The organism is Pseudomonas sp. Z8(2022) (assembly GCF_025837155.1).
Classification (GTDB): domain Bacteria; phylum Pseudomonadota; class Gammaproteobacteria; order Pseudomonadales; family Pseudomonadaceae; genus Aquipseudomonas.
On sequence record NZ_CP107549.1, the window covers coordinates 2,513,654 to 2,530,843 of the forward strand.

Annotated in this window: 17 protein-coding genes; 12 read left to right on the forward strand and 5 right to left on the reverse strand. The window is 63.5% G+C overall.

The annotated features are described in order from the left end of the window. The first annotated feature begins 3 nt into the window (after positions 1–3). On the forward strand, positions 4–732 hold the full coding sequence (gene lpxH / locus OEG79_RS11925) for a UDP-2,3-diacylglucosamine diphosphatase (RefSeq protein WP_264145230.1): 729 nt from the start codon (positions 4–6) through the stop codon (positions 730–732). Between the two features lie 186 nt (positions 733–918). Here the strand turns inward: lpxH and OEG79_RS11930 are convergent, their stop codons facing one another. After that, positions 919–1,596: a tRNA-(ms[2]io[6]A)-hydroxylase gene (locus OEG79_RS11930; protein ID WP_264145231.1), complete on the reverse strand. Its 678-nt coding sequence runs from the start codon at positions 1,594–1,596 to the stop codon at positions 919–921. Between the two features lie 157 nt (positions 1,597–1,753). Between OEG79_RS11930 and OEG79_RS11935 the strand changes: the two genes are divergently transcribed. Next, positions 1,754–2,617 carry a universal stress protein gene (locus tag OEG79_RS11935; protein ID WP_264145232.1) on the forward strand — a complete coding sequence of 288 codons (864 nt, stop codon included), beginning with the start codon at positions 1,754–1,756 and terminating at the stop codon, positions 2,615–2,617. A gap of 64 nt (positions 2,618–2,681) precedes the next feature. Here OEG79_RS11935 and OEG79_RS11940 read toward each other — a convergent pair whose 3' ends face one another. Next, positions 2,682–3,158 carry a DUF1289 domain-containing protein gene (locus OEG79_RS11940; RefSeq protein WP_264145233.1) on the reverse strand — a complete coding sequence of 159 codons (477 nt, stop codon included), beginning with the start codon at positions 3,156–3,158 and terminating at the stop codon, positions 2,682–2,684. 404 nt (positions 3,159–3,562) lie between these two features. Between OEG79_RS11940 and acnB the strand changes: the two genes are divergently transcribed. The 7 genes from acnB to OEG79_RS11975 all read left to right on the forward strand — a co-directional run bounded on the left by acnB (position 3,563) and on the right by OEG79_RS11975 (position 11,734). Beyond that, positions 3,563–6,163: a bifunctional aconitate hydratase 2/2-methylisocitrate dehydratase gene (gene acnB / locus OEG79_RS11945; protein ID WP_264148715.1), complete on the forward strand. Its 2,601-nt coding sequence runs from the start codon at positions 3,563–3,565 to the stop codon at positions 6,161–6,163. Positions 6,164–6,430: 267 nt separating this feature from the next. Further along, complete coding sequence (locus OEG79_RS11950; RefSeq protein ID WP_264145234.1) at positions 6,431–7,642, forward strand: CmpA/NrtA family ABC transporter substrate-binding protein; 1,212 nt, start codon at positions 6,431–6,433, stop codon at positions 7,640–7,642. 18 nt (positions 7,643–7,660) lie between these two features. Continuing rightward, positions 7,661–8,239 carry an ANTAR domain-containing response regulator gene (locus OEG79_RS11955; RefSeq protein WP_264145235.1) on the forward strand — a complete coding sequence of 193 codons (579 nt, stop codon included), beginning with the start codon at positions 7,661–7,663 and terminating at the stop codon, positions 8,237–8,239. A 166-nt stretch (positions 8,240–8,405) separates the two neighbouring features. After that, complete coding sequence (locus OEG79_RS11960; protein ID WP_264145236.1) at positions 8,406–9,749, forward strand: pyridoxal phosphate-dependent decarboxylase family protein; 1,344 nt, start codon at positions 8,406–8,408, stop codon at positions 9,747–9,749. Between the two features lie 128 nt (positions 9,750–9,877). Then, positions 9,878–11,101: an alanine transaminase gene (gene alaC / locus OEG79_RS11965; protein WP_264145237.1), complete on the forward strand. Its 1,224-nt coding sequence runs from the start codon at positions 9,878–9,880 to the stop codon at positions 11,099–11,101. Positions 11,102–11,287: 186 nt separating this feature from the next. Next, a complete protein-coding gene (locus OEG79_RS11970) occupies positions 11,288–11,482 on the forward strand; it encodes a hypothetical protein (RefSeq protein ID WP_264145238.1) in 195 nt (64 codons plus the stop codon). Positions 11,483–11,491: 9 nt separating this feature from the next. Next, positions 11,492–11,734 (forward strand): hypothetical protein, encoded by a 243-nt coding sequence (locus OEG79_RS11975; RefSeq protein ID WP_264145239.1) that lies wholly within the window; start codon positions 11,492–11,494, stop codon positions 11,732–11,734. A 42-nt stretch (positions 11,735–11,776) separates the two neighbouring features. Here OEG79_RS11975 and OEG79_RS11980 read toward each other — a convergent pair whose 3' ends face one another. Beyond that, positions 11,777–12,502, reverse strand: coding sequence for an amidotransferase (locus OEG79_RS11980; protein ID WP_264145240.1), 726 nt, complete (start codon positions 12,500–12,502; stop codon positions 11,777–11,779). A gap of 300 nt (positions 12,503–12,802) precedes the next feature. Between OEG79_RS11980 and OEG79_RS21205 the strand changes: the two genes are divergently transcribed. From OEG79_RS21205 to OEG79_RS11990, 3 genes are read left to right on the forward strand one after another with little or no spacing between them, the layout of a single operon-like run. After that, positions 12,803–12,916, forward strand: a complete 114-nt coding sequence (locus OEG79_RS21205) for a PA2485 family small membrane protein (protein WP_276489171.1) — start codon at positions 12,803–12,805, stop codon at positions 12,914–12,916. A gap of 21 nt (positions 12,917–12,937) precedes the next feature. After that, entirely contained in the window at positions 12,938–13,138 is a 201-nt protein-coding gene (gene ptrC / locus OEG79_RS11985; RefSeq protein ID WP_264145241.1) for a type III secretion system co-regulatory protein PtrC, read from the forward strand. A gap of 54 nt (positions 13,139–13,192) precedes the next feature. Further along, positions 13,193–13,459, forward strand: a complete 267-nt coding sequence (locus tag OEG79_RS11990) for a PepSY domain-containing protein (protein ID WP_264145242.1) — start codon at positions 13,193–13,195, stop codon at positions 13,457–13,459. Positions 13,460–13,543: 84 nt separating this feature from the next. Here OEG79_RS11990 and OEG79_RS11995 read toward each other — a convergent pair whose 3' ends face one another. Both OEG79_RS11995 and OEG79_RS12000 read right to left on the reverse strand, forming a co-directional pair. Beyond that, positions 13,544–15,703 (reverse strand): 3-hydroxyacyl-CoA dehydrogenase NAD-binding domain-containing protein, encoded by a 2,160-nt coding sequence (locus OEG79_RS11995; RefSeq protein ID WP_264145243.1) that lies wholly within the window; start codon positions 15,701–15,703, stop codon positions 13,544–13,546. A gap of 16 nt (positions 15,704–15,719) precedes the next feature. Then, the gene (locus tag OEG79_RS12000) at positions 15,720–16,925 is read right to left on the reverse strand and encodes an acetyl-CoA C-acetyltransferase (protein WP_264145244.1); all 1,206 of its coding nucleotides are present in this window, start codon (positions 16,923–16,925) and stop codon (positions 15,720–15,722) included. Positions 16,926–17,190 lie beyond the last annotated feature (265 nt).

The following is a 17,190-nucleotide window of genomic DNA, read 5'->3' on the forward strand; positions in this document are numbered from 1 at the left end:
TCGATGATCCTGCTGATCTCCGATCTGCATCTGGAAGAGAAACGCCCGGACATCACCCGGGCGTTTCTGCATTTTCTCGCCAGTCGTGCACGCCAGGCCGAGTCGCTTTACATCCTCGGCGACTTCTTCGAGGTCTGGATCGGCGATGACGGCATGACGCCTTTCCAGCATGAGATCGCCCGTGCCCTGCGCGAGCTGAGCGATGCCGGCACCCGCATCCATCTGATGCACGGCAATCGCGACTTCCTTATCGGCAAGTCGTTCTGCCGCGAGGCTGGCTGCACCCTGCTGAGCGACCCACACAAGGTACAGATGGGCGGCGAGCCGGTGCTGCTGATGCACGGCGACAGCCTGTGTACCCTCGATGTCGGCTACATGAAGCTGCGCCGCTGGTTGCGCAACCCGCTGTCGCTGCTGATTCTGCGCAGTCTGCCGCTCGCCATCCGGCAGAGACTGGCGCGCAAGCTGCGTAACGAAAGCCGCGCACAGACGCGGATGAAAGCCAGCGATATCGTCGATGTCACCCCGGAGGAAGTGGTCCGGGTGATGGCCGAGCATGGCGTGCGCACCTTGATCCACGGGCATACCCATCGCCCAGCGGTGCATGAGCTGAACGTGGGCGGCCAAGCGGCACGCCGTATCGTGCTGGGGGACTGGGATCGCCAGGGCTGGGCGCTGCAGGTCGATGAAGCAGGCTTCAATCAGGCGCCGTTCGAGTTGACGCCGGCCTGACCGTAGCCCGGATGAAATCCGGGGCGATCTTCGAAATTGCTCCCCGGATTTCATCCGGGCTACGACCGAAGGGCTCTGCTCCCCTCTCCCGCTTGCGGGAGAGGGGCTGGGGGAGAGGGCGACGGCGGAGGCTGCAACGCCCTCTCCCGCCCTTCGGGCACCCTCTCCCATAAATGGGAGAGGCCATCAGATGGCCGCTTCGCGGCTGCTTTCTATGGGCACACCACTATGGAAACGGAACTGCTCATCCGGCGAGGTGATCAGTTCCTGCTCCACTGCACGTACCACCTCGATACGTGCGTCCACGTCGGCCGCATCGCCATACAGGTAGGCGAGCTTGAGATAGCCCCGGTAGTGGCGCCCTTCGCTCTCCAGCAATCCCGCGTAGAACTTGGCCAGTTCTGCATCCAGACGCGGCACCAGCGCGGCGAAGCGCTCGCAGGAGCGCGCCTCGATAAAGGCTCCCACCACCAGCACGTCCACCAGCCGCTCCACTTCGCCACTGCGCAGCAACGCCCGCAACCCCGCGGCATAACGCGACGCGGAAACATGGCGCACCTCGATGCCGCGTCCGCGGATGATCTTGCTCACCTGCTCGAAGTGCACCAGTTCCTCACGGGCCAAACGCGACATTCTCGCGGTCAATTCGGTCCTGGTCAGGTAGCGCCCCATCAGGCTCAGGGCGGTCTGTGCCGCCTTGTATTCCAGGTTGCGGTGATCGAGCAGGAGGATCTCCTGCTGACGCAGGGCCTCTTCCAGCCAGGCCTCGGGGGTGGCGACTCCGCCAAGAAACTCGAGAATTTCCTGAAGGATCGTTACAGGTTCCTCACCACTACTCGGAACATGCTGGACATTTGACATCATATTTGAAGCGCTCACGGTGCTGGCGAGGTTGAAAATGGCGGGCCATTATACGAGTGGCAGGCCGGACGACCAGCACGCCGTTGATACAGGTCAAGAAGCTGCTGGTCACGAAGTACCTATAGTTGGACATGCGCCATTCACACTCAGGGAAACGACCATGCAAGCGATCCGTAGCATTCTGGTGGTGATGGAACCCCAGCACCCCGAAGGCCTCGCTCTGAAGCGGGCAAAACTGATAGCTGGAGTCACCCAGTCGCATCTGCACCTGCTGGTGTGTGACAAGAAAGGCGATCACAGCGCCTGGCTCAACGATCTCAGCAGCAGCCTTGCTGAAGAAGGCTTCAGCGCTTCCAACCAGCAGGCCTGGCACGACAATCCGCACCAGACCATCATCAGCGTACAGCAGGCCGAGGGCTGTGGCCTGGTGATCAAGCAGCACCTGCCGGACAACCCGCTGAAGAAGGCCATCCTCACCCCCGAGGACTGGAAGTTGCTGCGCTACTGCCCGGGGCCCGTGCTGATGGTCAAGACCGATCGTCCGTGGACCGGTGGCAATATCCTCGCCGCCGTGGACGTGGGTAACGCCGACGGCGAACACCGCACCCTGCACGCCGGCATCATCAGCCACGGCTACGATATCGCGGGCCTGGCCAAGGGCACGCTGCACGTGACCACCGCACATCCGACGCCGATGCTGTCGGCAGCCGACCCGACCTTCCAGCTCAAGGAAACCATCGAGGCGCGCTACCGTGAGCAGTGCCGCAGCTTCCAGGCCGAATACGACATCAGCGACGAGCGTCTGCATGTGCTCGAAGGCCCTGCCGACGTGGTGATTCCGCAAGTGGCCCGCCAACTCGATGCCGCCGTCACGGTAATCGGCACCGTTGCCCGCACCGGGCTCTCCGGCGCGCTGATCGGCAATACCGCCGAGATCGTACTCGACGCACTGGAAAGTGACGTGCTGGTGCTCAAGCCTGACGAGATCATCGCCCACCTCGAAGAGCTGGTGGCGCAACGCTGAGCCAGCTCCCGAAACGAAAATGCCGCTCTGCATGAGCGGCATTTTTCTTTCCCTCCGGGCCGGACTAGACCCGTAGCTCCAGGCCTTCCCGCAGAAACTTCGGCGCGATATAGCGCTCGTAGTGTGCCTCGGAGAGCAGGAAGAACTCTCTGTCGATGGCATCGCGCAGCTCGGGTAGCGCCCAGTTGCGGAACTCCGGCAGCAACACCATGCCGTAGGCCTCCAGCTGGTTGATCATGCGGGCGCCCCGCGCGATCAACTGGTAGGCCCAGCAATAAGGTGACTGCTGCGGCACGAAGCGGATCTGTCGCTGCTCCAGCTGACCGCGCAGGCGCTGTTCGTCGAATACCTCGAGCTTGGCCGTCATCACCTGCACCAACAGCACTTCCAGGCGCGTCCAGACGGCGCGTTTCTCGTCATCGTTGTAGCTGTTCCAGTTGATCACCTCGTGGTGAAAGCGCTTGCAACCGCGGCACACGACATCGCCGTAGACGGTCGAACACAGCCCCACGCAGGGCGTCTTGATGCGCTGATTGGACATGGCGAAACAACATAAACAGCAAAACGGCCTGGCATCTTAGCCCTTTGTCTAATCCAGATCACCCCTGCCAACACAGGGAGATCGGCTTAACTTTATCCGTGCTTTCCAGTAGAATCGGCCCGCCTTTTACGGCGCCAATGTCCGTTGGAAGCTGTTTTCAAAGCGTCACGAGCACAGTCGATCCTGCAGTACGGATGGCGGCGCAGCCACTCGGAGTCCCCCCGAACGTCTGCGTCAGCCCTCATCCGAAACCGTCCTGCCGGCGTAAAACTTTGAAAGCAGCTTCTACAAGAGACTCATGAAACCTCGGCTGATCGGCCCATAAAGCCGGAAAGCGCCTGGTGCGTGAGTTTCTGGATCGCGTCCCGGACAACCCTTTGGGACCACTGATGAGGGTAATAACTGTGCTTGAAGCCTATCGCAAACACGTAGCAGAGCGTGCCGCTCAGGGTATCGTGCCCCAGCCGCTGAACGCCGAACAAACCGCAGGCCTGGTCGAGCTGCTGAAGAACCCGCCGGCTGGCGAAGAAGAATTCCTCGTAGACCTGATCACCAACCGCGTACCGCCAGGCGTGGACGAAGCCGCCTACGTCAAGGCCGGTTTCCTCTCTGCCGTTGCCAAGGGCGAAGCCACTTCCCCTCTGATCAGCAAGCAGCGCGCCGTTGAACTGCTGGGCACCATGCAGGGCGGCTACAACATCGCCACTCTGGTGGAACTGCTGGAAGATGCCACCCTGGGCACCGTCGCCGCCGAGCAGCTCAAGCACACCCTGCTGATGTTCGACGCCTTCCACGACGTCGCCGAGAAAGCCAAGGCCGGCAATGCCAACGCCAAGGCCGTGCTGCAGTCCTGGGCCGATGGCGAGTGGTTCACCGCCAAGCCGGCCATCGCCGAGAAATACAGCCTGGCTGTATTCAAGGTGCCTGGCGAAACCAACACCGACGACCTGTCCCCTGCCCCGGACGCCTGGTCGCGCCCCGACATCCCGCTGCACGCCCTGGCCATGCTGAAAATGGCCCGCGACGGTATCGTGCCGGAGCAACAAGGCGTCGTTGGCCCGCTGAAGCAGATCGAAGAGATCAAGGCCAAGGGCTTCCCGGTCGCCTACGTCGGTGACGTGGTCGGTACCGGCTCTTCCCGCAAGTCTGCCACCAACTCGGTGCTGTGGTTCTTCGGTGACGACATCCCCTACGTTCCGAACAAGCGCGCTGGCGGCTTCTGCTTCGGCAGCAAGATCGCCCCGATCTTCTACAACACCATGGAAGACGCCGGCGCCCTGCCGATCGAGTTCGACGTATCGAACATCAACATGGGCGACGTGATCGACGTCTACCCGTACGCCGGCAAGGTCTGCAAGCACGGCACCGACGAAGTCATCACCACCTTCGAACTGAAGACCCCGGTGCTGCTCGACGAAGTCCGCGCTGGCGGCCGTATCCCGCTGATCGTCGGCCGCGGCCTGACCGAGAAGGCGCGTGCCGAACTGGGTCTGGGCTCCTCCGACCTGTTCAAGAAGCCGGAGCAGCCGGCTGACAGCGGCAAGGGCTTCACCCTGGCGCAGAAGATGGTCGGCAAGGCCTGCGGCGTAGAAGGCGTCCGTCCGGGCACCTACTGCGAACCGAAGATGACCACCGTCGGCTCCCAGGACACCACCGGCCCGATGACCCGTGACGAGCTGAAAGATCTGGCTTGCCTGGGCTTCTCCGCTGACCTGGTGATGCAGTCCTTCTGCCACACCGCCGCCTATCCGAAGCCGATCGACGTTACCACCCACCACACCCTGCCGGATTTCATCCGCACCCGTGGCGGCGTATCCCTGCGTCCGGGCGACGGCATCATCCACAGCTGGCTGAACCGCATGCTGCTGCCTGACACCGTCGGCACCGGCGGCGACTCGCACACCCGCTTCCCGATCGGCATTTCCTTCCCGGCCGGTTCCGGCCTGGTAGCCTTCGCCGCAGCCACCGGCGTCATGCCGCTGGACATGCCGGAATCGGTTCTGGTGCGCTTCAAGGGCAAGATGCAACCGGGTATCACCCTGCGTGACCTGGTCCATGCCATCCCCTACTACGCCATCCAGAAGGGTCTGTTGACCGTCGAGAAGAAAGGCAAGAAGAACATCTTCTCCGGCCGCATTCTCGAGATCGAAGGTCTGGACAACCTGACCGTCGAGCAGGCTTTCGAACTGTCCGACGCCTCCGCCGAGCGTTCGGCTGCCGGTTGCACCATCAAGCTGCCGGAAGCTGCCATCGCCGAGTACCTGAAGTCCAACATCACCCTGCTGCGCTGGATGATCAGCGAAGGCTACGGCGATGCCCGTACCCTGGAGCGTCGTGCCCAGGCGATGGAAGCCTGGCTGGCCAACCCGGTACTGATGGAAGCCGACAAGGACGCCGAGTACGCCGAAATCATCGAAATCGACCTGAACCAGCTCAACGAGCCGGTGCTGTGCGCCCCGAACGACCCGGACGATGCCCGTCTGCTGTCCACCGTGGCCGGCGACAAGATCGACGAAGTGTTCATCGGTTCGTGCATGACCAACATCGGTCACTTCCGCGCTGCCGGCAAACTGCTGGACAAGGTCAAGGGCGGTATCCCGACTCGTCTGTGGCTCTCGCCGCCGACCAAGATGGATGCTCACCAGCTGACCGAGGAAGGCTACTACGGCATCTACGGCAAGGCCGGTGCACGCATGGAAATGCCGGGCTGCTCGCTGTGCATGGGTAACCAGGCTCGCGTTGCTGCCAACTCCACCGTGGTCTCGACCTCGACCCGTAACTTCCCGAACCGTCTGGGCGATGGTGCCAACGTGTACCTGGCCTCTGCGGAACTGGCTGCGGTCGCTTCGATCCTCGGCAAACTGCCGACCGTCGAGGAGTACATGGCCTACGCGAAGGATATCGACAGTATGGCTGGCGACATCTACCGCTACCTGAGCTTCGACCAGATCGCCGACTTCCGCGAAGCTGCGGCCAACGCCAAGATCCCGGTCGTTCAGGCCTGATCCTAGTGTGATGCAAAAAGCCCCGCCCAGTGCGGGGCTTTTTTATGCGTCGGCGCTGCGGCGCCCAAGCCTCTCGTCACTGATCCTTGCCTTGTGGCATATGCCTTGCTTTCGTCACAGGCAAGCGGCCTCTCCATCGACGGAGCCGGCCTCAGCGACAACGGCGTCGCACTCGATTCGGGCACATTCGGCCCCGGATCCAGTGCGACGTTTTTTATGGGCCGCAGACGGCCAAGCAGCGTTTTGCGTGACATTAAGGAAAGCGCCATGAGCGAACACGACATCCCTCGCGACGACGCCCTGACCTGGGCCTGGGGCAGCAGCGCCCCGGAGAAGAGCGTGCTGAACATCGGCTTCATGGCCCTCAGCGACTCCGCCTCGGTGATCGTCGCCGCCACTCAGGGCTTCGCCGAGAAGTACGGACTCAGCATCAGGCTGCACCGGCAAAGCTCGTGGGCCGGCCTGCGTGATCGTCTGCTCAGTGGCGAACTGGATGCCGCGCACTGCCTCTATGGACTGATCTACGGCGTGCAACTGGGCCTCGGCGTCGGCTCGCCTACCGACATGGCCGTGCTCATGGGGCTGAATCAGAACGGTCAGAGCATCAACCTCTCGCATTCGCTGCAGGCGGCTGGCGTGACCAGCGGCGAAGCACTGCGTCAGCACGCGCACCAACATGAGGCACGCCTGACCTTCGCCCAGACCTTCCCCACCGGCACTCATGCCATGTGGCTTTATTACTGGCTGGCCAGCCAGGGCATTCACCCCTTGCGCGACGTCGACAGCGTGGTAGTCCCGCCACCGCAGATGGTCGAACACCTGAAAGCCGAACGCATCGATGGTTTCTGCGTCGGCGAGCCCTGGACCGCCAAGGCAGTCGATGAGCAGCTCGGCTGCACCCTGACCACCATCCAGGCGATCTGGCCGGATCACCCGGAAAAGGTGCTGGGTTGCACCCGTGCCTTCGTCGAGCAGCACCCCAATACTGCGCGAGCCCTGATCATGGCGGTGCTCGAAGCGTCCCGTTTCATTGACGCAAGCGAAGAAAACAAACGCAGCACGGCTCAGTTGCTCAGTGGCAGCGACTATGTCGACGCCCCGCTATCGGCAATCACCCCGCGCTTTCTCGGGCAGTACCAGGACGGCCTGGGCAACGCCTGGCAGGACGAGCACCCGCTGCGTTTTCATGCGGGCGGCCTGGTCAACCAGCCCTATCTGTCCGATGGCATGTGGTTCATGACCCAGTTCCGCCGCTGGGGCCTGCTGCGCAGCGACCCTGACTACCTGGCAGTGGCGCGCCAGGTTCAGCAACTGGCGCTGTATCGGGAGGCGGCAACAGCTCTGGACATCGCCGTACCGGGCGAAATGCGCAGCTCCATCCTGCAGGACGGCAGTTGCTGGGACGGCAGCGACCCGGCAGCCTATGCCCGCAGCTTCCGCCTGCACGCCCTGGCCGAAAGCCCGGCTATCGCCCTGTAATAGCCGGGAGAGCCATCGATGCTGCGTATCCTGCTGATCAACGACACCCCAAAGAAGGTCGGTCGCCTGAAAAGCGCGCTGACCGAGGCCGGCTTCGAGGTGATTGATGAATCAGGTCTGACCATCGACCTGCCCGAACGCGTCGAGGCAGTACGCCCCGACGTGATCCTGATCGACACCGAATCGCCCGGCCGCGACGTCATGGAGCAGGTGGTATTGGTCAGCCGCGACCAGCCACGGCCTATCGTGATGTTCACCGACGAGCACGACCCCGGCGTGATGCGCCAGGCGATCCGAAGCGGGGTCAGTGCCTATATCGTCGAAGGCATCCATGCCCAGCGTCTACAGCCGATCCTCGACGTGGCCATGGCCCGCTTCGAGAGTGATCAGGCTCTGCGCGCGCAGTTGCAGGCCCGCGACGCGCAGCTGGCCGAACGCAAGCGCATCGAGCTGGCCAAGGGCCTGCTGATGAAGATGAAGAGCTGCAACGAGGAAGAGGCCTATACCCTGATGCGCCGCCAGGCCATGAGCCGGCAGCAGAAGCTGATCCAGGTGGCCGAGCAGATCATCGCCATGCACGACATGCTGGGCGGCTGAGACGTCGCGGGCGGTGCGCCTGTACCGCCCGCAAGCGCAACTGTACTGCTGCATGACAGGTCTGCATGAGCACTGTTATGTCCAAGTCCGTTTACGCCTGTATCTGCCGGCACCGTTGCCCACTCGGCTAGCTTAGACAGCACCATCCCCTGCCGAGTACCAGGCCATGAACGAACGCAACCTGCTGGCCGAAGCCGACCAACGCGCCCTCGCCTATTTCGACGCCAGCGGCGAGCGCCGGGTGTTCCCCGATGCTGCCGCCCTCGCCACCTTCGGCCAGCCGCTGCCGGAACATGGCCGGGCCGCCGAACAGGTGCTGCGCGAGCTCGACGAGATCGGCTCGCCGGCCACCGTGACCAGCAATGGCCCGCGCTACTTCGGTTTCGTCATCGGCGCCACCCTGCCCGCCGCCGCAGCCGCCGAACGCCTGGTGCTGGCCTGGGACCAGTGTGCCTCGTCGTTCGACAACTCGCCGGTCGCCGACCGCATGGAGAAGGTCGCCGGGCGCTGGGTCTGCGAGGCCCTGGGCCTGCCGACCGACAGCGCCGTCGGCTTCGGCACCAGCGCCACCGCCTGCACCCTGGCCTGTCTGTCCGCCGCCCGGCGCACCCTGCTGGCGCGCCAGGGCTGGGACTTCGACAACGACGGTCTGCTTGGCGCCCCGGAGATTCGCGTGGTGCTCTCCGAGACTGCCCACATCACGGTGAAGAAGGCCCTGCGCGTGCTCGGCTTCGGCATGAACCGCCTGCACTACGCGCCGGTCGACGAGCACGGCCGCATCGACCCGGCGCGCCTGCCGGCGCTGGACGAGCGCACCCTGCTGATGATCCTCCAGGCCGGCGAGGTCAACACCGGCGAGTTCGACCGCTTTGCCGAACTGATCCCCGCCGCCCGTGCCGCCGGCGCCTGGGTCCACGTCGACGGCGCCTTCGGTCTGTGGGCACGGGCCTCGTCCTCGGCGCACCTGGCCGCCGGAGTGGAACTGGCCGACAGCTGGACCACCGACGGCCACAAGTGGCTGAACACCCCCTACGACAGCGCCATGGCCATCTGCCGCGATGCCGACGCCCTGGCCGCGGCGATGAACAGCGACGCGGCCTACGCCACCGCCAGCCGCGACGCGCAGAAGAATCTGACCCTGGAGTTCTCCCGTCGCGCCCGCGGCGTGGCGATCTGGGCGGCGCTGGCCAGCCTCGGCCGCGACGGCCTGCGCGAGCTGATCGACCGGCATATCCGCCAGGCCGGCGAACTGGCTGAAACGCTGCGAAATGGCGGCTATCGGGTGCTAAACCGGGTAGTGCTCAACCAGATCCTGGTGCGTGGTGATTCGGACGAGCAGACAGTGGCTATCCGCGAAGCAGCGCAAGACTCCGGCGAGGTCTGGTTCGGCCCCACCGTCTGGCAGGGCCGCCCGGCCTTTCGCCTGAGCCTCAGCTCCTGGCGCACCGAGGATCGGCACGTCCACGCCCTGGCCGAGCTGCTGCTGCGCCTGAAGCGCCAGTTGAGCTGACTGCTCCGCTGTTTCGGCGCCAAACTGCACTGGACAAGGCGGCAGCGCGCGCTTATCGTCGCCGCCTGGCTGCAGCAGCAGCCAACGTCGCTCGGACGGTTCCGGGCGCTTACGTATCCGAGGAAATCATGGCCGACAACGCCAAGCGCCGTTTTGCGCGCATCGATCGTCTCCCCCCCTACGTCTTCAACATCACCGCCGAACTCAAGATGGCTGCGCGCCGTCGCGGCGAGGACATCATCGACTTCAGCATGGGCAATCCGGACGGTGCGACTCCGCCGCACATCGTCGAGAAGCTCGTGCAGGTCGCCCAGCGTGAAGACACCCACGGATACTCCACCTCCCGCGGTATTCCCCGCCTGCGCCGCGCCATTTCGCGCTGGTACAAGGACCGCTACGACGTGGAGGTCGATCCGGAAAGCGAAGCCATCGTCACCATCGGCTCCAAGGAAGGCCTGGCGCACCTGATGCTGGCCACCCTGGACCAGGGCGATACCGTGCTGGTGCCCAACCCCAGCTACCCCATCCATATCTACGGCGCGGTGATCGCCGGTGCACAGGTGCGCTCCGTGCCGCTGGTGCCGGGCGTGGACTTCTTCAACGAGCTGGAACGCGCGATTCGCGAATCGATCCCGAAGCCGAAGATGATGATCCTTGGCTTCCCCTCCAACCCCACCGCGCAGTGTGTGGAGCTGGACTTTTTCGAGCGCGTGGTGGCCCTGGCCAAACGCTACGACGTGCTGGTGGTGCATGACCTGGCCTATGCCGACATCGTCTATGACGGCTGGAAGGCGCCGTCGATCATGCAGGTGCCGGGCGCCAAGGACATCGCGGTGGAATTCTTCACCCTGTCCAAGAGCTACAACATGGCCGGCTGGCGCATCGGCTTCATGGTCGGCAACCCGGAGCTGGTCAGCGCTCTGGCGCGGATCAAGAGCTACCACGACTACGGCACCTTCACCCCGCTCCAGGTGGCGGCCATCGCCGCTCTGGAAGGCGACCAGCAGTGCGTGCTGGATATCGCCGAGCAGTACCGTCAGCGTCGCAACCTGCTGGTCAAGGGCCTGCACGAGATCGGCTGGATGGTGGAAAAACCCAAGGCGTCCATGTACGTCTGGGCGAAGATTCCCGATGCCTATGCCCATCTCGGCTCGCTGGAGTTCGCCAAGAAGCTGCTGGCCGAAGCCAAGGTCTGCGTTTCACCCGGTCTGGGCTTCGGCGATTATGGTGACGACCATGTACGCTTCGCCCTGATCGAAAACCAGGACCGCACCCGTCAGGCCCTGCGTGGCATCAAGGCGATGTTCCGCGCCGACGGCCTGCTGCCGGGCAAAGCGGCCAAGGCCGAGTGACCGATGACAGAGGGCGCCGTGAGGCGCCCTTTTCATGACATCTCGGCAAGCTGACAGCTTCAGCGACACCTCAGCCCGCGCCAACCATCAAATCGATCGATAATTACTCTGCAGAGTATCCATTATTCAATCGAAAAGACTTGCGCGATTCTGTGCCCAACCACCGCCTGACCTGGAGCACAGAGTATGTCCCGCCTATCTCGAGCCGCCCGCAACGGCGCTCTCGCCGCTATTGGCCTGTACCTGATCAGCACCTCCACGGTGCTAGCCATCAGTTATGCCACCCTGCAGCCCGCGACACCGACCTTCGCACAACCAGGCCCGTTGCACAGCCTGATCGACCATTTGCCCGCCTTGCTACGCGCCTTTGCGCTGAGTTGAGGGCTGGCCATGAACAGAAGCCAACGTCACCGCCTGCTGCTGCTCGTCAGTCTGTCTCTGCTAACGACCCTGCTGACACTCAGCGGCATCGGCAAAGGATCGGCCGGTGCAGTGGCGCGCAATATCGAATGCAGCCATAAACTGGCCCACCACCTGGACTTGGCAGAAAACCTCAAGCGCCAGCGCAGCAGCCCGCCACCGAACCGAAGCGAACGCCTCTCACCCTGCTTCGTACTCGTCGAACACACATGAAAAAGCCCGGCTGACCGGGCTTTCCTGTCACTCGAATCAGGCTCAGGCCTTGGCATCCTTACCCTGCGCCACGAAGCGCATCATCCACTCTGCCACGGCATTGCCTTGCTGCGTCTGTTTCAGGCTGTCGACGCCCTGCTGGTAAATCTGCTCACCGAGATGCTGCTGGCGCAGATCGAGCAACGCACGCGAATAGTCGTGAACGAACTCCGGATGGCCCTGGAAGCACAGCACCTGGTCTTCGATGTGGTAGGCACCAATCGGACAGAAGTCGCTGGAAGCCAGCAGCGTGGCCTTTTCCGGCAGACGGGTGACCTGATCCTGGTGGCTGATCAGCAATTGCAGCTCGTCCAGCGCCGGGGTCATCCACTCGGGTTTGTTCTCCAGACGGTAGCTGTGTACGCCCACACCCCAGCCCTGTTCGGCACGCTCGGCCTTGCCACCCAGCAGCAACGCCAGCAACTGATGACCGAAGCAGATGCCCAGCAGCTTGTCACCGCGCTTGTAGCGCTCCAGCAGGTACTCCTTGAGCGTCTGAATCCAGGGTTCAGTGCCAAAGGAATCTGCCTTGCTGCCGGTTATCAGGTAGGCATCGAATTTCTCGCTGTCAGGCGGGTAATGCCCCTCCACCACGTTGTAGACACTGAACTCCGCCGCCACCGGCTGTTGAGCGAACAGCTGCTCGAACATGCGGCCATACCCCTGATACTGGTCGACCAGTTCAGGGCGGAGGATGTCAGTTTCCAGGATGCAAATACGCAGTGACATGAGGTTTCCTGTGGTGAACACGGAGGGTGGGTGATTTGTGCGTTTTACTTAACACATGAATCTGCACAAAGAAATAGCCAGGCCTTATTTTCAGACATATTTGCACGCCATTGGGGCTGTGCGGCGCCATGAACAGTCGTCAATTAAATTTGACAAGACAGAAAGACCAGCGCGTCGGATCGAAGCATCATCAGCCGCTTCGATAGTTACCATGCACACCATTCACTTCTGTGATTGCCAGCGCGCGATGAATATCGACGCATCGGGCAGACGCCCTCAACACACAGAAGGAAATCGATCATGAGCATCTACGCCGCACTCGCCAGTTTTGCCGCCGCCTCCGCCTTCCAGACCTCTGCGCCGGTTCGTACCGAGCAGGCTGCAGCCGCAGCCCGCGACGTACGTCCGAGCTGACGCCAGCACAGGAGAACGCCCATGCACAGTCAACTCAGCCAGGACGCCTATGGCGTCACCTACGTTCATCTGCAGGATGGCGACCTGCAATTCGAAACCGAAGCCTCCCTGCAACTCGATGACGGCAGCATGCTGACCCTGCGCATGCCGACTCGTCACAGCGAGATGCTGGCGATCCACGAAGCCGTGTGCATTCGCCAGGGGTGGTGCCAGGCGGCGTGACAGCGCGATGGTCTAGACTCTTCTCGCATCTTCAATGGAAAGAGGAACCAGACCATGTGTACACGCAACCTGATCACTCTGGTCGCCGGTGGTTTGTTACTGGCCGGTAATGCTCTGGCGGATCGCCCCGGCAGCGACTGGATCAGCATCGACGAAGCCCTGAGCAAGGCCCGCGCAGCCGGTTACACCGAACTGCACAAGATCGAGGCCGACGATGATGGCTACTGGGAAGGCGAAGGCCTGAAACAGGATGGCCGCCGCTACGAATTCCGCATCGACGGCAAGAGTGGCCAGGTAATCCGCGACCAGTTGGACGACTGACCCGCGCCAGCAAAAGGAAACGGCCCTTTCGGGCCGTTTCCTTTTGCTCGTCAGAAGTTGGCTACAGAGACATAGCCAAGATGTTCAGAACATCTCGCCCTTGGCGGCTTTTTCCAGCAGCAGCGCCGGCGGCAGGAAGCGCTCGCCATACTGCTCGGCCAGGTACTGGGCGCGGGCAACGAAGTCCTTCACCCCGTACTGGTTGATGAACTGCAGCGCCCCGCCGGTCCAGGCGGCAAAGCCGATGCCGAAGATCGAACCGATGTTGGCGTCGGCAACCGACTTCAACACGCCCTCCTCCAGGCAGCGCACGGTCTCGATGGCCTGGATGAACAGTAGGCGGTCGCGCACGTCTTCCTGGGAGATCTGCGCGTCCGGCTTCTCGAAGCGGGCCTTGAGCTCCGGCCAGAGGTGCTTCTTGCCACCGGCCGGAGCGCCGGCCGCCGGGTAGTCGTAGAAGCCGCCACCGGCAGCCTTGCCCGGGCGCTTGTACTCCTTGAGCATCAGGTCGATCACGGCAAAGGCCGGGTGCTGCGGCGCCTGCTTGCCCTCGGCGGCCAGGTCCTTGATGGTCTGCTGGCGGATATGCTCCATCAGGCTCATCGACACTTCGTCGCTGATCGCCAGCGGGCCCACCGGCATGCCGGCCTTGCGCGCTTCGGTCTCGATCATCGCCGCGCTGACGCCCTCGCCGAGCATGGCGATGCCTTCGTTGGTGAAGGTGCCGAATACCCGCGAGGTGAAGAAGCCGCGGCTGTCCTCGACCACGATCGGGGTCTTCTTGATCTGCAGCACGTAGTCGAAGCCACGGGCCAGGGTCTCATCGCTGGTCCTGGCGCCGCGGATGATCTCCACCAGCGGCATCTTGTCGACCGGGCTGAAGAAATGCAGGCCGATGAACTTGTCCTGCTTCTGCACCGCGGTGGCCAGGCCGGTGATCGGCAAGGTCGAGGTGTTGGACGCGATCACCGCATCGGGCAGCGCAGCGGCTTCGGCAGCAGCGGTGACGCGGCCTTTCAGCTCACGATCCTCGAACACCGCTTCGATGATCAGGTCGCAGCCTTCGAAGTCGGCGTCGCTGACGGTCGGCTTGATCCGGGCGAGGAAGGCATCGCGCTTCTCGGCGGTCATCTGGCCACGGCTGACCTTCTTGTCGAGCAGGCCGGCCGAATAGGCCTTGCCCTTCTCTGCCGCTTCGATGGACACGTCTTTCAGCACCACCTCGATACCGGCGGCGGCCGACACATAGGCGATGCCGGCGCCCATCATGCCGGCGCCGAGCACGCCGACCTTCCTGGTCACGTACTGCGGGAAGCCCTGCGGGCGCGAGCTGCCGGCATTGATCTCGTTGAGCTGGAACCAGAAGGTGCCGATCATGTTCTTCGCCACCTGGCCGCAGGTCAGCTCGGTAAAGTAGCGCGCCTCGATGATCTGCGCGGTGTCGAAGTCGACCTGGGCGCCCTCGACGGCGGCGCACATGATCTTCTCCGGCGCCGGGAAGCAGCCCTTGGTCTTGTCACGCAGCACGCTCGGGGCGATGGCCAGCATCTGCGCCACGGCCGGAGTGCTCGGGGTGCCGCCGGGGATCTTGTAGCCCTTCACGTCCCACGGCTGCACGGCGTTGGGGTTGGCGAGAATCCAGGCGCGGGCCTTGGCCAGCATCTCGTCGGGAGTCTCGGCGAGATCGTGGATCAGGCCGGCCTTGAGCGCAGCGTCCGGGCGTACCTTCTTGCCTTCGGCCAGATACGGCAGGGCCTTCTCCAGGCCGAGCAGGCGCACCATGCGCACCACGCCGCCACCGCCCGGCAGCAGGCCGAGGGTCACTTCCGGCAGGCCCAGCTGCACGCTGGAACTGTTCAGGGCGATGCGGTGGTGGCAGGCCAGGCAGATTTCCCAGCCACCGCCCAGGGCAGCACCGTTGATCGCGGCGACCACCGGCTTGCCCAGGGTCTCCAGGCGGCGCAGCTGGCCCTTGATGTTGAGGATCATGTCGTAGAACGGCTTGGCGTCGGCCTTGGTGACCTTGATCAGCTCGTTCAGGTCGCCGCCGGCGAAGAAGGTCTTCTTGGCGGAGGTGATGATCACCCCGGCGATGGAATCCTTCTCGGCTTCCAGGCGCGCCACGGTGGCGCCCATGGCCTCGCGGTAGGCCGCGTTCATGGTGTTGGCGCTCTGGCCGGGCATGTCCATGGTCAGGACGACGATATTGTCCTGGCCCTTTTCGTAACGGATGGCGTCAGTCATTTTTCTTATCCCCGCCTCAAACTCTTTCAATGATCGTCGCGATACCCATGCCGCCACCTACACAGAGAGTGGCCAGGCCGTAACGCAGGTCGCGTTTTTCCAGTTCGTCGAGCAGGGTGCCGAGGATGGCGCAGCCGGTGGCGCCCAGCGGGTGGCCCATGGCGATGGAGCCGCCGTTGACGTTGACCTTGTCCTCGCTAACGCCCATGTCCTTCATGAACTTCATGACGACGGAGGCAAACGCCTCGTTGACCTCGAACAGGTCGATGTCCTCGACGCTCAGACCGGCCTTGGCCAGCGCCTTGCGGGTGGCCGGCGCGGGGCCGGTGAGCATGATGGTCGGGTCGGTGCTGGTCACGGCGGTGGCGACGATTCGCGCACGGGGCTTGAGGCCCAGCTCCTTGCCCTTGGCCTCGGAGCCGATCAGCATCAGCGCCGCGCCGTCGACGATGCCCGAGCTGTTGCCCGGGGTGTGCACGTGGTCGATGCGCTCGACGTGGCTGTACACGCGCAAGGCGGTGGCGTCGAAGCCCATCTGGCCCATCATCTCGAAGCTTGGCTTGAGCTTGCCGAGGCCCTCAAGAGTGCTGTCGCCGCGGATGAACTCGTCATGATCGAGGATGACGATGCCGTTCTGGTCGGTCACCGGAATCAGCGATTTGGCGAAGGAGCCATCGGCACTGGCGCGCGCGGCCTTCTGCTGCGAACGCAGGGCGAAGGCATCCACGTCCGCGCGGCTGAAGCCCTCGAGGGTGGCGATCAGATCCGCACCGATGCCCTGCGGCACGAAATTGGAGTGAATATTGGTCTCCGGGTCCATCACCCAGGCGCCGCCGTCCGAGCCCATGGGCACACGCGACATGGACTCGACGCCGCCGACCACTACCAGGTCCTCGAAGCCGGAGCGCACCTTCATCGCGCCGATGTTCACCGCTTCCAGCCCCGAAGCGCAGAAACGGTTGAGCTGCACGCCGGCCACGCTGACGTCCCAGTCCGCGACCATGGCCGCGGTCTTGGCAATATCGGCGCCCTGGTCGCCCACCGGCGTCACACAGCCGAGAACGATATCGTCCACCTGACTGGTATCCAGGTCGTTACGCTTGTGCAGGGCATTCAGCAGCCCGGCCACCAGTTGCACCGGCTTGACGCTGTACAGCGACCCGTCCTTCTTGCCCTTGCCACGGGGCGTGCGCACCGCGTCGAAAATATATGCTTCGGTCATGGCGTCCTCGGAGACTAATACGGCGCTGGCGGAACAGGTTGCCCCAGCCACGCATGTTCAGATTGAGCCTGCCTACCATAGCGCCGAGGTGCGGGCGCTCAATGACCGAAGCGCTCAGCGCCATTGACCACTGAGCTCAGACGAACGGTCGTTTGCGGCTAGGGAAGCGCTGATCCCCAGGGAGAGTGTCTGCCTCAAGCCCCGCTATGGGATGGCCAGAAGCCATGCATAGCGTGAAGTTCTAACCGTGATTCGTTAGCAACCA

Excerpts from the sequence above, each read along its gene's own strand:
- lpxH (WP_264145230.1), top strand. The coding sequence starts at position 4 with ATGATCCTGCTGATCTCCGATCTGCATCTGGAAGAGAAACGCCCGGAC.
- OEG79_RS11995 (WP_264145243.1), bottom strand. The coding sequence starts at position 15,703 with ATGACTGACGCCATCCGTTACGAAAAGGGCCAGGACAATATCGTCGTC.
- OEG79_RS11990 (WP_264145242.1), top strand. The coding sequence starts at position 13,193 with ATGTGTACACGCAACCTGATCACTCTGGTCGCCGGTGGTTTGTTACTG.
- OEG79_RS11940 (WP_264145233.1), bottom strand. The coding sequence starts at position 3,158 with ATGTCCAATCAGCGCATCAAGACGCCCTGCGTGGGGCTGTGTTCGACC.
- OEG79_RS11960 (WP_264145236.1), top strand. The coding sequence starts at position 8,406 with ATGAACGAACGCAACCTGCTGGCCGAAGCCGACCAACGCGCCCTCGCC.
- OEG79_RS11955 (WP_264145235.1), top strand. The coding sequence starts at position 7,661 with ATGCTGCGTATCCTGCTGATCAACGACACCCCAAAGAAGGTCGGTCGC.
- OEG79_RS11975 (WP_264145239.1), top strand. The coding sequence starts at position 11,492 with ATGAACAGAAGCCAACGTCACCGCCTGCTGCTGCTCGTCAGTCTGTCT.
- OEG79_RS11970 (WP_264145238.1), top strand. The coding sequence starts at position 11,288 with ATGTCCCGCCTATCTCGAGCCGCCCGCAACGGCGCTCTCGCCGCTATT.
- OEG79_RS21205 (WP_276489171.1), top strand. The coding sequence starts at position 12,803 with ATGAGCATCTACGCCGCACTCGCCAGTTTTGCCGCCGCCTCCGCCTTC.
- OEG79_RS11950 (WP_264145234.1), top strand. The coding sequence starts at position 6,431 with ATGAGCGAACACGACATCCCTCGCGACGACGCCCTGACCTGGGCCTGG.
- alaC (WP_264145237.1), top strand. The coding sequence starts at position 9,878 with ATGGCCGACAACGCCAAGCGCCGTTTTGCGCGCATCGATCGTCTCCCC.
- OEG79_RS11980 (WP_264145240.1), bottom strand. The coding sequence starts at position 12,502 with ATGTCACTGCGTATTTGCATCCTGGAAACTGACATCCTCCGCCCTGAA.
- OEG79_RS11930 (WP_264145231.1), bottom strand. The coding sequence starts at position 1,596 with ATGATGTCAAATGTCCAGCATGTTCCGAGTAGTGGTGAGGAACCTGTA.
- ptrC (WP_264145241.1), top strand. The coding sequence starts at position 12,938 with ATGCACAGTCAACTCAGCCAGGACGCCTATGGCGTCACCTACGTTCAT.
- OEG79_RS11935 (WP_264145232.1), top strand. The coding sequence starts at position 1,754 with ATGCAAGCGATCCGTAGCATTCTGGTGGTGATGGAACCCCAGCACCCC.
- OEG79_RS12000 (WP_264145244.1), bottom strand. The coding sequence starts at position 16,925 with ATGACCGAAGCATATATTTTCGACGCGGTGCGCACGCCCCGTGGCAAG.